15 protein-coding genes and 1 pseudogene are annotated in these 14743 nt (G+C 65.5%); 5 read left to right on the top strand and 11 right to left on the bottom strand.

Going from position 1 to position 14743, the window contains the following annotated elements:
• Positions 1-262: 262 nt before the first annotated feature.
• From NF4_RS03410 to NF4_RS03400, 4 genes and pseudogenes are all read right to left on the bottom strand, one after another.
• Positions 263-1150 (bottom strand): DUF2268 domain-containing putative Zn-dependent protease, encoded by an 888-nt coding sequence (locus NF4_RS03410; RefSeq protein WP_063125839.1) that lies wholly within the window; start codon positions 1148-1150, stop codon positions 263-265.
• 301 nt (positions 1151-1451) lie between these two features.
• Positions 1452-1958 carry a nitroreductase/quinone reductase family protein gene (locus tag NF4_RS03405; protein ID WP_232330294.1) on the bottom strand — a complete coding sequence of 169 codons (507 nt, stop codon included), beginning with the start codon at positions 1956-1958 and terminating at the stop codon, positions 1452-1454.
• Positions 1959-2038: 80 nt separating this feature from the next.
• On the bottom strand, positions 2039-2434 hold the full coding sequence (locus tag NF4_RS40375; RefSeq protein WP_501193523.1) for an FAD-dependent monooxygenase: 396 nt from the start codon (positions 2432-2434) through the stop codon (positions 2039-2041).
• A 172-nt stretch (positions 2435-2606) separates the two neighbouring features.
• Positions 2607-3203 (bottom strand): annotated as a pseudogene (locus NF4_RS03400) (FAD-dependent monooxygenase); the annotation flags it as partial.
• A gap of 608 nt (positions 3204-3811) precedes the next feature.
• Here NF4_RS03400 and NF4_RS03395 point away from each other — a divergent pair.
• From NF4_RS03395 to NF4_RS03385, 3 genes are all read left to right on the top strand, one after another.
• Positions 3812-4366 (top strand): TetR/AcrR family transcriptional regulator, encoded by a 555-nt coding sequence (locus tag NF4_RS03395; RefSeq protein ID WP_063125838.1) that lies wholly within the window; start codon positions 3812-3814, stop codon positions 4364-4366.
• A 133-nt stretch (positions 4367-4499) separates the two neighbouring features.
• Positions 4500-5192, top strand: coding sequence for a VC0807 family protein (locus tag NF4_RS03390; RefSeq protein WP_063125837.1), 693 nt, complete (start codon positions 4500-4502; stop codon positions 5190-5192).
• Entirely contained in the window at positions 5189-5959 is a 771-nt protein-coding gene (locus NF4_RS03385) for an SDR family oxidoreductase (RefSeq protein WP_084532827.1), read from the top strand. Before NF4_RS03390 ends, NF4_RS03385 begins: the two co-directional genes overlap by 4 nt.
• A gap of 341 nt (positions 5960-6300) precedes the next feature.
• Here the strand turns inward: NF4_RS03385 and NF4_RS03380 are convergent, their stop codons facing one another.
• From NF4_RS03380 to rpsF, 7 genes are all read right to left on the bottom strand, one after another.
• Positions 6301-6723, bottom strand: coding sequence for a DUF1877 family protein (locus NF4_RS03380; RefSeq protein ID WP_063125835.1), 423 nt, complete (start codon positions 6721-6723; stop codon positions 6301-6303).
• An 86-nt stretch (positions 6724-6809) separates the two neighbouring features.
• Entirely contained in the window at positions 6810-7505 is a 696-nt protein-coding gene (locus NF4_RS36245; protein ID WP_232330302.1) for a TnsA-like heteromeric transposase endonuclease subunit, read from the bottom strand.
• Between the two features lie 158 nt (positions 7506-7663).
• On the bottom strand, positions 7664-9046 hold the full coding sequence (gene dnaB, locus NF4_RS03370; RefSeq protein ID WP_030524536.1) for a replicative DNA helicase: 1383 nt from the start codon (positions 9044-9046) through the stop codon (positions 7664-7666).
• Positions 9047-9725: 679 nt separating this feature from the next.
• Positions 9726-10181, bottom strand: coding sequence for a 50S ribosomal protein L9 (gene rplI, locus NF4_RS03365; protein WP_063125834.1), 456 nt, complete (start codon positions 10179-10181; stop codon positions 9726-9728).
• Positions 10182-10199: 18 nt separating this feature from the next.
• Positions 10200-10451 (bottom strand): 30S ribosomal protein S18, encoded by a 252-nt coding sequence (rpsR, locus tag NF4_RS03360; protein ID WP_063062020.1) that lies wholly within the window; start codon positions 10449-10451, stop codon positions 10200-10202.
• Positions 10452-10506: 55 nt separating this feature from the next.
• Positions 10507-11046 (bottom strand): single-stranded DNA-binding protein, encoded by a 540-nt coding sequence (locus NF4_RS03355; protein ID WP_039827426.1) that lies wholly within the window; start codon positions 11044-11046, stop codon positions 10507-10509.
• A 96-nt stretch (positions 11047-11142) separates the two neighbouring features.
• Positions 11143-11430 (bottom strand): 30S ribosomal protein S6, encoded by a 288-nt coding sequence (gene rpsF, locus NF4_RS03350; RefSeq protein WP_063042545.1) that lies wholly within the window; start codon positions 11428-11430, stop codon positions 11143-11145.
• A gap of 293 nt (positions 11431-11723) precedes the next feature.
• Between rpsF and NF4_RS03345 the strand changes: the two genes are divergently transcribed.
• Both NF4_RS03345 and NF4_RS03340 read left to right on the top strand, forming a co-directional pair.
• Positions 11724-13124, top strand: a complete 1401-nt coding sequence (locus NF4_RS03345; RefSeq protein WP_439956726.1) for a glycosyltransferase family protein — start codon at positions 11724-11726, stop codon at positions 13122-13124.
• Between the two features lie 181 nt (positions 13125-13305).
• Positions 13306-14433 carry an NAD(P)H-dependent flavin oxidoreductase gene (locus NF4_RS03340; protein WP_063062018.1) on the top strand — a complete coding sequence of 376 codons (1128 nt, stop codon included), beginning with the start codon at positions 13306-13308 and terminating at the stop codon, positions 14431-14433.
• Positions 14434-14743 lie beyond the last annotated feature (310 nt).

The raw sequence follows: 14743 nt of genomic DNA, 5'->3' as shown, positions 1-14743 counted from the left end.
GCGGCTAACCCGGCCGGGCTGAAGATCAGCACACCTCGCCGGGACATCCGAGTGGTGAGTCGGCCCGCCACCGTTACGCCGACTGCCGTAGGCCAGAGGGAATACGGTCACCAAGCGCCCAGCCGCAGCGGTACCGTCCCCGAGGCCCGCACCGAGGGACGGCAACAATCCGGCGATGACGTAGCCGTCGGAAGTCGTATCCGCGGCGGGGTTCGAAGCTGGACCGGTTCGGCGCGATCCGGACTACTTGGAGGGACGGCACCTACCGGTTCGCCGTGAGCGCGGTGGCGATTACTTCCGCGCTGTCGGCGTGCAGCGCCTGGGCCGCGGACTTACCCGTCGCCGCGAGGTAGGCGTCGACCAACCTGTTGCCAGCGGAATACCCCGCTCCCGTCGGCAATCCGACCGGGGTCACGCCCAGGTGCTCGGCGATGGTGTCGCCGTGTACCCAGGCCGTGAAGCTCTGCATCCCGGTGATATGCAGCCCGGAAACAACTTTTGTGAATGACTCGTCATCGTGCAAGGTCGGCACGCCGAGGCGGGCGTAGCCGAGGTCGTCACCATAGAGTTCGCGAGCGAAAGCGTCGGCCAAACCCTCGCCCACCACATGCTCACCGACGGTGACGGTCATCGGATCCCACACCACACCGCCGGGGCTGTAGCGCAGGTTGTGGTGGAGTTCGTGCACCGCGGTGCACTCCAGACGCTCCAGGTTCTCCGGGTACGGCCACAATGTGATCGTGATGTAGCCGGAGATACCGCCGAAGCCGGTGACGCCCAGACTCGGGCCCATGAAGTTGGTATCGCCCGGGTCGCCGAGCACCACGAGCACAGTGATGTCCGGCGCTTGGAACCCCGGTGTCGCGGCGAGCAATACGGCTGCCGCGTCGTCGGCCGCACGCTGCATGCGCTTCCAGGCATCGGCCGCCGCGAGCGTTTCGAGGGCGTCGAGGCAACGTTGTCCGTCGCGGTCGAGCGGGAACCCGGCCGACTGCCGGTGGAACGCCACCAGGTCGACCTCTCCCGGGAAGTACCGGTACATCCCGGTCGTCGGTTCGAGCATCGCCCGCAGCATGTCTTCTCGATCGGCCATCGGTGCCTGCAGGATTTGCTTCATTGCCGAGTAGGAATCGAGAACAGTGATCGTCACCGGCCCGACGGTAAACCCTGACGTAGCGTGAGGTGCAATCCGACTCAGGACCCGGCCAGGTCATAGTTGGCGATGTGGTCGGCGAACAGGTCGGCGATGATCTCTTCTTGCCTCGGGGTGCATTCACCTCCCGGCGGACGAGCCCACCGGGAGGCGCAGATCGCATCTCAGAGCTTTGGTGAACGCATTGCGAGGCGTGCAGGACGCACTACTGAGTGCGACCTCCGGCAGCATCCTGGTTCTGCTGCGCAGCGGGTGCACACCATCCGGTACTCCGTGGCCGGGAGGTTCCCGGAAGCGCTCAACCCTCGCCGTCAAGGGTCAGCACGACCAGCGGTATAGGCCGATCGACTTTGGTGGACTGGAAGTCTGCCAGCAGGGGGTTGTCGGCCAGCACCCAGGCTGCGAACTCGTCGTAGTCCGCGCCTTCGAGCACCTTGCCGGTCGCCTGGTAGGTCTTGTCCCGGAGCTCGATGGTGACCTGCGGATTCGCCTTGATGTTGTACCACCAGGCCGGGTACTTGTCCTCGATGAACGAACTCACGTACATGGTGTCGCCCCGGTACAGGGGGCCCAGCGGAGTCGTGTGCCGCTTGCCGCTCCTGGCTCCCGCGGTGTGAGCAGGATGAGGTCCCCGCCCGCGTAAGCGCCGCCCACCTTTGCCCGAGTTCTCCCGGAACTCCTTGATCACATCATCGTTCCAGTTGGCAATGCCGCCTTCCTGGTCCCACGCCTGGTTCCACGGCGCGTTCGGATCGTTGTAGTCGGTGATGTCGGTCTGATCCGGAGTCGATTCGGTTCCGCTCATGAGCCGAGTGTGTCGCGGAATCAGGACAGTTACCGTCCTAATTCGACGAGAGAACCGTACCTTGGCCCGCTATGTGACACTTACGGCTTGGCCGACGAGGCGGTCAGCGGTCCGGCCAGGACTCCGGAGTCCGGCAGCCCCGCGTAGTTGGGCAGTTCGACGCCGTTGATCGCGCGCTCGACCAGCTCGGCGAACCACTCTCCGGTGAAATCGGGGCCCGGCTCGGCATCGGACCCGGGGATGTCGCGGCTGCGGGCATTCAGTTGGGCGATCTCCTGATTGGCCTCGACGAACGAGCGCATCCGCGCCTCATAGCAGGCGAAACCGATCTCTGGATTCCACTCGGCAGCAGCCAGCTCGCCGGCCAGCACATAGGCGCCGACCAGGGCCAGCCCAGTGCCCTGTCCCGACATCGGGGAGGAGCTGAACGCCGCGTCGCCGAGCAGCCCCACCCGCCCACGCCACCAGCGATCCATCACGACCTGGGCGACCTGATCGAGATAGAAGTCCGGGGTGTCGTCCAGATGCGCGAGGATGCGCGGGGTCAACCAGCTTCTGGGCCTCGATATCGCGGTAATCGACGTCGGCCGCGGGGAAGGAGAACATGGCCATCGCCCGGGTGGCGTCCTGTATCGGCCTCAGCCCGGCCGAGCGCCCGGACTCCTGATACTCGATCAGCCATTTGTCGAGCCCGAACTCGTTGGGCACGCTGAAGAAGGCCAGCACGTGCCCGAGGTGGCGGACGAACTGCTCGTGCGGCCCGAAAGCCATCGTGCGCAGCGCCGAATGCAGCCCGTCGGCTCCGACCACCAGCTCGAAACGCCGCCGGTTACCGCTGTCGAAGACCACCTCGACCCCGTCCGGGTCCTGAGAGAGCTCGGCGATCCGGTCGCCGAAGATATATTCGACATCGTCACGAGTGTCCTCGTAGAGCACCTGCGACAAGTCACCGCGCAGGATCTCGATCTCCGCGATGAATCCGTCGCCGCCGTCGTCGTCCACGCGGAAGGTCTCCAGCACGTTCCCGGCCGCATCCACGGTGTATGCGCCGATGGTCTGGGTGCAGGCCGCGCGTACCGCCGGGTCCAGCCCCATCCGCCGGATGACTTCCTTGGTCACTCCACGCGCGTCCACGGCCTGGCCACCGGGACGCAGTTCGGCGGCCCGCTCCACCACGGTCGCCACAGCTCCCCGCCGGTGCAACCAGTGGGCCAGCGCGGGTCCTGCAATGCCGGCTCCCGCCACCAACACTCTCGCACCGCTCACTGCGCCTCCCACTCACCCCGCCGAATCACTGTCCGGATCGATTGCTTTTGGTCCGACCTACCGCTGTCGGCGTGTCCAGAGGTATCGACGGCGGATCCGCCAGGAATTCATCGGTGCAGCCGAAGTCGTGTCCGTGTTCCTGCGAACACCTCTAACTCGGCTACCGGGCACTCGGACCCCCACGCCGAGCCGCTCGTAAGAAGGTACGCATACGGACGGCCGGGGCAGTCGGCGAAGGTTGCTCGGTCACCGCAACAGTCGGGCATGCCAATCTGGCAGCAAGGGTGCGGAACCGAGCTTTGAGACCCTATGTAGGGTCTCGAAATCCATGGCATCCCGCGGGGCCGTGAACTGTGGTTACTGAGGTCGTCTCACGGGCTGGCCGCCGTGATCGGTCTCAAATCTGTGGCATTTCTTCACGGGTGTCGCCGAGGGTGCGCTGGGCCTGGGCCTCGAATCGCGGGCAGTAAAATGCGCGGCGTGGACAGGAACCCTTTGCCGGAGCCGGCTCTATCATGACTTCCGCTCCCCGCCTGCCACGCGGCCCGCGCCAACGCCTCAGCGAAGATCAACGACGGAAACAGATCATGGTGGCGGCAATCCAGGAGGTCGTCGACCGCGGCTACGAGGGCGCGTCGCTGACCCGGATCGCCCAGCGCGCCGATGTCGCCAAGGGGTTGGTATGGCACTATTTCGCAGGCAAGGACGACCTGATGGCCGCGACGGCGAAGGCGACGATGGAGACCTTGCGGGAACATATCGTTGACGCGCTCGACCTCGATCGGCCCGTGCCGGACATTATCCGCGCGGCCCTGCGCGAGGCCGCCTCGCAGATCCGGACCCGTCGGAACGAACTGGTCGCGCTGAACCGCATCATTCACAACCTGCGCCGCCCGGACGGTGGCGAACCGGTGACTGCCGACTTCTACGAGGAGACCTACCGCGGGCAGGAGGAGCTGTTCCGTCGCGGCCAGGCCGAGGGCAGTCTGGGCGCCTTCGACACCAGGGTCATGGCGGTCACTTACCAGGGCTCGATCGACATCATGCTCGCCTACCTCGAAGAGCATCCCGACGTCGATCCGTGTGACTACGCCGCGGAACTGGCAGCGATCCTGCTCGGTGGCATGCAGGCCCGGAGCTGACCCCGGAGCAGGTCCGTCCGCGGATCCGAAATATCACATGAGGCACTCACCCGCCTCAACTATTGACCCTCCGGTCAGTTACTGTTGACTGTATGGTCAACAGTACGGGCGCCCCGATTCTGGTGGGGCGACGGTGAACCGCACGCCGCCTGGAGCGGATCCGGCATCTACCAGTGGCGAGGCCGGCGCGCAACGCGCGATCGTTCTCAGCCTGCTGGTCAACGCAGTGGCGCCGATTGCGGTGTGCTACGGATTGCGCGCTGCCGGAGTCGACCATTGGTGGGCCCTGATGCTCGGGCTGGTTGCACCGGCCGCCAAAGCGGTGCACTCGGTGATCGTGAATCGACGGATCGACATGCTCGGCGGTCTCGTCATGTCCGTCCTGCTTCTCAGCGTTGGGCTCTCGTTCCTGACCGGCAGCCCGAGGACCCTGCTGGCGCGCGACGGCTGGATCACCGGGCTGGCGGGCGTATGGATTTTCCTCACGCTCCTGCGGACCCCGTACTACCTGGCCGTTTTACGGCTCTTCACCGGCGGTTCGTCGCGCGAGCAGATCAACGGTGCGTGGCGTGATACGCCAGCTTTCCGCCGAGTTGTGTACGTGGGCACGATGATCTGGGGTTCCGCGCTGCTGCTGGACGCGGCGACCACGGTGGTGCTGGCCTACACGATGCCGATCGACAGCGTCCCACTGATCGGTGCGCTCAAACTCGTGGCGGTGATCGTCCTCGCCGAGGTGGGTAGCCGGGCGTACTTCCGGCGCAAGGGCGCACCGCACCTCGTGGTCGAACCTGCCGACGATAACGCGGGCGGGGCAGGCTGGTGACCGAACGCAGATATGTCGTCACCGGCTCGGCCTCGGGCATCGGCGCTGCCACCGCGACGATCCTGCGTGACCGAAGTGCCCGGGTCATCGGCTGCGACCTGCGCGACGCCGACATCATCACCGACCTGTCGACGCCGGACGGCCGCCGATCACTGGTGGACCAGGTCGCGAAGTGGGGGCGCATCGATGCGGTGCTGGCGATCGCCGGCGGCGGCCGGACCGGGCTCCTCGAGACGAACTACTTCGGCGCAGTGGCAACGCTCGAGGGGCTGCGACCTCTCCTGGCGCGCAGCGACGCGCCCCGGGCTGTCGCCGTGTCCTCGACCGCATCACTGGCGCCCGCGGACGAACGAATCCTGCGGGCCTGCGCGGACGGCGACGAAGCTACCGCAACCGCGTTGGTGGACGCCGACCCCGCCCTGCGCGATTCCGCCTACGGCATCGCCAAGCGCGCCCTGAACAGGTGGGTGCGGAGAGCCGCCCCTTCGCCCGAATGGGCCGGCACCGGCATCCCGCTCAACGCGGTCGCCCCCGGTGTTGTGGACACCCCGGCCGCCGCGTGGATCTTCGCCGACGACGAAGTGCGTACAGCCGTCGAGGCCGCCGCGCCGCAGCCCCTCGGGGGCTTCCCGGGGCGACCGGAATGGGTCGGGCACCTCATCAGCTGGCTGGCGGGCCCGGAGAACTGCTTCGTCACCGGTCAGGTGATCTTCGCCGACGGCGGCGCCGAAGCAACACTGGTCGGGGACCGTCCCTGGCGGGACTGACACTCGACTGGACGGTTCTCTGACGCTGTGCAGCCGGTCTGTGGCCTACGGTGCGGAACCGGTTCGATGGCCTACTGGCCGAATCATGGCCAAACTTTCCGAGATCTGGCCACGAGTTCTGAGACCCTACACCTCGGTTGTAGGGTCCCAGAATTCGTGGCATCTCGTAATGCTGTGACCTGTGGTTTTGGTATCAGTCTCATGGTGACATGGCGGGTTGCGGTCTCAAATCGGTGGCATTTCCTCGGGATTGACAACCCAGTGCCAGATGTCCTGAAAAGTGACTGCGAATCCTCGGGAACGAACGCCTGAACCGCCCGGAGATCCGTGGCGGCCGTCTGTCAACCCATGGACATGACTGCTGCGGAACCTGCGGTGGCGGCCGAACCGAAGAATTTCACCAGCACGTCGTAGTACTCGCGCAAGTAGTCGAGCTCGTCGTCGGCGGGTGTGGTTTCGTAGTGAGCGGCGAGTGTGGCGAAAGGTATGTCGCCCAGCTTTTCCGCGGTCCGCTGGACCAGTGCGGACGACCAGTAGAACAAACCTTCGGAGCCATCGATCAGCTCGCCGTCGGCGATGAGGTTTATCCCGGTGCCGGAACTCATGAGGAGGTCGGAAAGGCCGGACCAGGCTTTGTCGAGATAACCGTCGGGCACGGTGCTGCCCGGGTCGTCGTCGATCACTTCCCAGTACTGGTCCGGATCGGCGACGATCTGTGCCAGTTGTGCGTCGGATATGCGTTTGAACGATACTACGGTTCCCATGATTCACTCCGATGGTCGGATTCGGTCAGCGGGATGGACGCTAGCGGTGAGTGCCGACAGTTTCCACCGGTCCGGTTGTGGCGGTTCTATTCCGTGTGACCGACCAGCATGTCTGGTTGTCGGTGGCAGATGGCGTCGAGGACGGCTTGGCCGAGTGGCGTCAGCGTCATCGGGGTTCTCCGGCCGCGGGTGCGGCTTGTGAGGATTTCGCCGTCGAGGTCGACGTCCGGCTCGAACAACCAAGCCCGCCGGTAGCCCGCGAGGAATCGGATATTGCCCAGTTCGATCGGCTCCGGTTCGCTCCAGACCTCATATCGCCAGCCACGCGCCGCCACCGCCTGCTCGGTCCACTCGAACGTGAACGCGACCTCCGGATTCTGTAACCGTTTAGCAGGTTTCACATCGGCCACCACTGGACCCGATCCGGTGTGCAGCAAGAAGTCCGGGATGTGCCGGCGACCCCTGCCTCCGATCTCCACCCGCAGCCGAAAAGGCTGCGCCACGATCCGCTGCACCGAACAATCGAAATCGGCGAACAACAGCCGGGCCAGCTCGAGCCTCGACTCGTAGACGACATGCCCGGACTCGGTCGCCGACCGATACGAGCCCGAATAGCGCCGCTGGCCGTGATACCAGCGGAACGACCGCCACGGAGCCGCCCCGCCCAACACCTCGGCCCTAACGGCTTCCAGCGGCTGGACCTGCTCGGATCCATCAGCACGCCGAAAAGCGACCTCGACAGCATCGACGCCGACAAACCGCCGAGACCTCGGCGCACTCACGCTCGCCAACTCAAACCTCCCGCTACGGAAGCCGACTGGCGAAGATCATCCACCAATCAGCCCGCAGCAGGAGCGGAATCTCAGAACTATGTCGGATCCGCTACGACACCGTCGATCATTCTGAGATTCCGACACGAGTTCTGAACCCTACAAGAGGGTCAGCCGCGGGCCATATCGACGAAGCGCGACAGGTGCAGCTGGTGGGCGACGGTGATGGTCGCCGTGGGCCCGTTACGGTGTTTGCCGACGATGAGGTCCGCTTCGCCGCCGCGCGGATCGTCACGCTCGAAGGCGTCCGGCCGGTGCAGCAGGATGACCATGTCCGCATCCTGCTCGAGTGAGCCGGATTCACGCAGGTCAGAGACTTGTGGGCGCTTGTCGGTGCGCTGTTCCGGACCACGGTTCAGCTGGCTGATCGCGATGACGGGAACTTCCAGCTCCTTGGCCAGCAGCTTCAGGTTTCGCGAGAAATCCGATACCTCCTGCTGCCGGGATTCGACCTTCTTACCCGAGGTCATCAGCTGGAGGTAGTCCACCACAACGAGTTTCAGGTCGTGGCGCTGTTTGAGTCGCCGCGCCTTGGCCCGGATCTCCATCATGGTGAGGTTCGGCGAATCGTCCACGAACAGCGGTGCCTCACTGATCTCGCTCATCCGCCGCGCCAATTTGGTCCAGTCGTCGTCGCTCATCCGGCCGGCCCGCATATCCCCGAGTTTGATCTTCGCCTCGGCCGACAGCAGGCGCATGACGATCTCGGTCCGGCTCATCTCCAGCGAGAAGATCACGCTCGCCAGCCCGTGCCGAATCGAGGCACTGCGCATGAAATCCATTCCCAAAGTCGATTTGCCCACGCCAGGTCGCGCGGCGACGATGATCATCTGGCCGGGGTGCAGGCCGTTGGTGAGTTCGTCGAGTTCGGAGAATCCGGTCGGCACACCGAGGGAGATACCGCCCCGGGAGGCGATGGAGTCGATCTCGTCCATGGTGGGCTGGAGGAGCTCTTCCAGCGGGAGGAAATCTTCGGAGGTCCGGCGTTCGGTGACCTCGTAGACCTCGGCCTGGGCGCGGTCGACCACCTCGGCGACGTCCTGGCCGTCGGCGCCCGCGTAGCCGTACTGCACGATGCGGGTGCCTGCTTCCACCAAGCGGCGCAGGATCGCCTTCTCGGCCACGATCTCGGCGTAGAAACCGGCGTTCGCCGCAGTGGGGACGGTCTGGGTGAGCGTGACCAGGTAGGGGGCACCGCCGATTCTCTTCAGTTCGCCGCTGCGGTCCAGGCCGGCGGCGACGGTGACCGGGTCGGCGGGTTCGCCGCGCCCGTAGAGATCGAGGATGGCGTCGTATACGGCCTGATGGGCGGGCCGGTAGAAATCACCGGAGCGCAGTACTTCGACCACGTCGGCGATGGCGTCCTTGCTGAGCAGCATGCCACCGAGCACCGACTGTTCGGCCGCCATATCGTGTGGCGGCTGGCGCCCGAAATCCTCGCCGGGAGGCTCCGGCGGGAAGTCCGTGTGCCCGCGGTCATCGACGACTGCCATCCGACTCGACCGTCCTCTCCTTCTGACCGGACGCACCCTTCGACGACCGGTTCTACCCCACGGGTCCGACAAGTTCGCCGGGATGCCGAGGCACCGGTGACCAGTGGTCAGGCGTACCAGCTATCACCCAGATAGAACCGAGCCCCCGCATCGTGGCGGGGTGTCGCACATGGTGCTGCGATGAACCTAGGCGAGGTTCTATCCACATGCCAACCACGCCTGTGCACAGACCTGTGGATAACCTGGGGATAGTTCACCTCAGGTTGTGCACAACTTGTGGACAACTTGGGGAAAACGCAGGTCAGCCCGGGAAAACACCCAGCTAGATCCAGATTTTTCGCGACCACGCAGTGTGGATAAACAAAGCATCGGCGTGTCGGAGATGTTGAACATCCGGGCGTGTTGAGTTGACAGACAGGCGAACAGATATGAGCTGCGTCACATTACGTCCGGTTGGTTTTGTGAGCGATCCACAGGACTCACGTCTTGTGGATAAGACACCCCCAGCTCGAAGCGGCGCCGCCCGCGGATATGCAGGCACCCGCCGTCACAAGAATTTCAGCAATCTCCGGGCTAACCATCGATTGCTATGGCACAACACAACCCACCGGAGATCACGTTTACCCATGGCCGAGCGGACGTGATCCCCGGTTTCGGGGTGATGTATTCGTGGACCGGCTCAGCCGGCGGCCACGACCTCCAGCGCGAACCTCGCGGCGACGTCCGGGTGCAGATGGACGGTCACCTGGTGCTTACCGGTGGCCTTGATATGCGACTTCGGCAGTTCGATGCTCCGCTTGTCCAGCACCGGGCCTCCGGCCGACTTGATGGCGGCGGCGACATCGGACTGGGTGACCGAACCGAAGAGTTTTCCGGTGCCGGCGGTCTTGACCGACAGCGAAACCCCTTCGAGGCCCTCGATGGCCTGCTTCAGTTCGTTGGCATGGCCGAGATCGCGCACCCGGCGGGCCTCCTGGGCCCGGCGAATTCCCTCGACCTGCTTCTGCGCACCGCGGCTGGCGACGATGGCCAGCCCCCGGGGCAGCAGGTAGTTACGGCCGTAGCCGTCCTTGACCTCGACGGTGTCGCCGGGAGCGCCGAGGTTGTCCACATCGGCAGTCAGAATGAGCTTCATATGCTTGACCGACCTTTCTCAGCGAGCCGTCGAAACGTAGGGCAGCAGCGCCATCTCACGCGAGTTCTTCACCGCGATGGCGATATCGCGCTGGTGCTGTACGCAGTTGCCGGTGACCCGGCGAGCGCGGATCTTGCCACGCTCACTGACGTACTTGCGCAGCAGCGGCACATCTTTGTAGTCGATGTCGACGATTCCGGACTTGCTCTCCTTGCAGAAAGTGCAAGCCTTCTTCTTGAGCACCTTTTCGCGCGCCGGTGCCTTGGCCATTTTCGTTCACTCCGTATTCTTGGTGGCCCGCTGTCGCGGGCCGGTGCGGGCCGTCTCAGAACGGCGGTTCATCGTCCATCCGCCCGCCCCCGAAGGAGCCGGCCGCGGGCGCGCTACCCCACGGGTCGTCCGCAGCGCCCTGCTCGGACCGTCCACCGCCACCGTTTGCGGCGTTGTAGTTACCACCACCGCCACTGTTGGAACCGAATCCACCGCCGCCGCCACCGCGACTGGTCTTGTTGACCTTGGCCGTGGCGTACCGCAGCGACGGGCCGACTTCGTCGACCTCGAGCTCGACGACCGTGCGCTTCTCGCCCTCACGGGTCTCGAAGGAGCGCTGCTTGAGCCGGCCGCTCACGATCACACGGGATCCCCTGGTCAGGCTCTCGGCGACGTTCTCCGCGGCCTCGCGCCAGATATTGCAGCGCAGGAACAGCGCTTCGCCGTCTTTCCACTCGTTGGTATTACGGTCGAAAATGCGGGGTGTGGAGGCCACGGTGAAATTGGCCACCGCCGCGCCCGCGGGCGTGAATCGAAGCTCGGGATCGGCCGTCAGATTTCCGATGACCGTGATTACCGTATCGCCAGCTGCCATGGGGGGTTCCTCCTGCTCGGTGTGCAGTCCGGGTGCACTCGCCTGTTGCGCTAGAGCCTAGAGACAGACTCCGACGAAACGGCGGTGGCGCCGGGACTACTTGTCGTTGCGCAGAACCTTGGTGCGCAGCACCTGCTCGTTGAGGCCCAGCTGGCGGTCGAGTTCGTTCACCGTGGCGGGCTCGGCGGTCAGATCGATCACCGCGTAGATGCCTTCGGCCTGTTTACGAATCTCGTAGGCGAGGCGCTTACGGCCCCAGATATCGACCTTGTCGATTTTGCCGCCCTCGGTGCGGACAACGCCGAGCATATTTTCCAGGGACGGTCCGACGGTGCGCTCGTCCATGCTCGGATCGAGGATGACCATCACTTCATAATGACGCACGAACCAATCACCTCCTGTGGTCTGGGGTCGGCCACGGACGGTCCGTGGCAGGAGGGTCGTCGCGTCAGCAACCGGGCAAGAGTACCCGAGTGGACCGCCGGAAACGAAATCGATCTTCGTCACTGTGCCGACCTCGCCACCGAAGCCGCGAAATGGAATTCCACGCTCGGCCCGAGGTCGATTTCGACTATTTCTCGTACATCTTCCGACCTGGTCGAACGCGGGCACCACCGGCGGCCCGGTGCCGATACGATCGCGCGGCGGCACGTGGCGTATCCCACTAGTGTGTCGGTATGTCGATCGGACCGGCCCTACGTGTGCCCGGGGCCGATCGCGTCGGCCGCGGTACCGCCGTCCTCATGGTTGTGCTGTTGTGCGGCGCGACCCTCGTGGTGGCATTTCTCAACAAGGCGCGCTGCGCCGGAGCCCCCTTCCGCGCCGACGGTCGCAGTGCCGCTTTCGATTACGTCAAGGACGCCCGGGTCTGTTATTCCGATATCCAGTTCCTCTGGCTGGGCCGCGATATCGATCAGCATATTTTTCCCTACGTGCACGGCGGCATCACCGCCGACGGCACCCTTACCGGCGGTGCCGTGGAATATCCGGTGCTGAGCGGCCTGCTGATGTGGCTCGGCGCGCTGGGAGCCCACAACGACGCGGCCTTCCTGCTCCGTTCGGCACTGCTGCTGGCACCGTTCGCCCTGGTCACCGCCTGGCTGCTGGCCCGCTTGGCCGGGCGGGCCGCGCTGCTGTGGGCCGCGGGACCGCCGCTGGTGCTGTACGCGTTCCACAACTGGGAACTTCCGGTGGTGTGCACGATGGTGGCGGCCGCCGCGGTGATGGCGGCGACCCGCTGCCCGTTACGCGTCCGCGGGGCGGTGGCGGCGATGCTGCTGGGCCTGGGGTTCTGTTTCAAGATCTATCCGGCGATCTTCGTGATCCCGCTGCTGCTGTACGTGCTGACCGGCGGGGAGCGGGGGCGCGCCGGCCCGGGAGAACGCGCCCGGCCGGATGTGGCCGGCGCGCTGGGCACCGCGGCGGCCGCATGCGGCACAGTGGTGGCGGTCAATCTGCCGTTCGCGCTGGCCGGTTTCGACGGCTGGCGGGCTTCGATCGAGTTCCAGCAGCAACGCGAGGCCGATATCACCACGAATTCGATCTGGTACTGGGGTCTGCGGCCGCTGTTCGGCTCCGACCCGCTGAGCAGCGCCGCGTTCACCGAAATCGTGTCGATCGCCTCGCCGACGCTGATCATCGTGTCGTTCGCCGTGGCCCTGGGGGCGGGATGGCGGCAGTACACCCACTCCGGTGTGTACCCGTGGCTCGGCGTCAGCGGGGCGATGCTGTGCGGGTTCCTGCTGTTCCACAAGGTGCATTCGCCGCAGTACACCCTGTGGCTGATTCCGTTCCTGGTGCTGCTGGCGGTGCCGTGGCCGGTGGTATGGAGCTATCTGGTCGCCGATATAGCGATCGGAGTGGGCGTCTTCCGCTACTTCTACACGATGGGGGCCGGGCATTCGGTCGAGCTGATGGAGGCGGTGGTCCGGTTCGGCGTCTGGGGTCGGGCCACCCTGCTGGTGGTGTTGTTCTGGGTGTTCCTGAGGGTCCCGGCGCGGGCACCGCGGGTACACGCCGCCGCGGATCCGGAAGAGGCGAGGCCGGTGCGGGCGGCCGGATCGAGAGCGCGCGGCTGAACCGGTTCCAATAAAACTAGAACGTGTTACATTCAAGGTATGACACCCGTCGCGGTCCACTGCGCCGACCACCGTTATCGGAGGTGTTCGCCGAATTCGGGCCGCACGGGTGACAGCGGCCGGATCAGCCGCCGCGCGGCAATTATGTAACTTGTTCCAGGCATAGGGAGACAGCACCGCCATGCGTACCGATATCTGCGACCGGCTGGGGATCGAGTTCCCCATCTTCGCCTTCACCCACTGCCGCGATGTGGCGGCCGCGGTCAGCAACGCCGGCGGTCTCGGCGTACTCGGCGCGGTCGGGTTCACCGCCGAGCAGCTCGAGGTCGAACTGGCCTGGCTGGACGAACACGTGGGCGACAACCCCTACGGCGTCGACCTCGTCATCCCCTCCAAATACGAGGGCAAGGGCATCGACGGCCTGTCCCCCGAACAGCTCGAGGCCGAACTCGCCAAACACGTTCCCCAGGGACATCGCGACTTCGCCGAGAAGATCCTCGCCGACCACGGCGTGCCGAAACTTCCCGAAGAAGAGGTCCATCCGCAGCTGCTCGGCTGGACCGCCACCACTGCCGCGCCGCAGGTCGAGGTGATCCTGCGGCATCCGAAAGCGAAGCTGGTCGCCAACGCGCTCGGCACCCCGCCGCCGGAGTTCGTCTCCCAGATCCAGGAATCCGGCCGGTTGATCGGCGCGCTGTGCGGTTCGGTGAAACACGCGCTGAACCACAAGGACGCCGGCCTGGACTTCGTGGTCTGCCAGGGCACCGAGGGCGGCGGCCACTGCGGTGAGGTCTCTTCGCTGGTGCTGTGGCCGCAGGTCATCGACGCCGTGGGCGATCTGCCGGTCCTCGCGGCCGGTGGAATCGGCGACGGCCGCCAGGTCGCCGCCGCGATGGCGATGGGCGCCGCGGGCGCGTGGACCGGCTCCATCTGGCTGACCGTGGAAGAGGCCAATGTGCCGCCCGCCCAGATGAAGACCTATATCGACGCCACCAGCCACGACACCATCCGTTCCCGCGCCTGGACCGGCAAACCGGCCCGTATGCTGCGCAACGACTGGACCGACGCCTGGGAGTCCGCCGATACCCCCGACCCGCTGCCCATGCCGCTGCAGATGATGGTTGCCCTGGACGGCGTGAAGCGCGGCCACCGCTACCCGGAAGCCGCCAAGGACGTGAACTTCAACCCGGTCGGCCAGGTGGTCGGCATGATGAACAAGACGGAACGCTCGGCCGACGTCATGAACCGGCTGGTCGAGGAGTACGTCACGGCCTGCGAACGGCTGAACAAGCTGAACGGCGATATCTGACCGCACCGAAGAGTCGGCTTTCCGGAAGCCGAAAGCAGAACCCCGCCAGAATTGCTTCGGGCGGGGTTCTCGCCTGGAGCCGCGTCCGACCCAAAACCGGCACGGATGGCGGCAACGGGCGCCGGTGAAGGGTCGCCGGGCGAGGCCGGCGGCGGCCTGCCCACGAAAGCTGGGGTTGACCTGAAGGGGTCTCAACCCGCAACGCCGCACAAAAACACAGCGCCTTCCGCGAGTGAGCCCGCGCTTTCGCCTTCGCGAGTGAGCTCACCGGCAGAGGTCGGGTTGTGAGCTTGCTCGTGACGGTGCTGTG

It is taken from the genome of Nocardia fusca NBRC 14340, from assembly GCF_001618425.1.
GTDB lineage: Bacteria > Actinomycetota > Actinomycetes > Mycobacteriales > Mycobacteriaceae > Nocardia > Nocardia fusca.
Note: the sequence above shows the minus strand (reverse complement) of the source record. Positions and strands in the feature narration are given on the sequence as shown.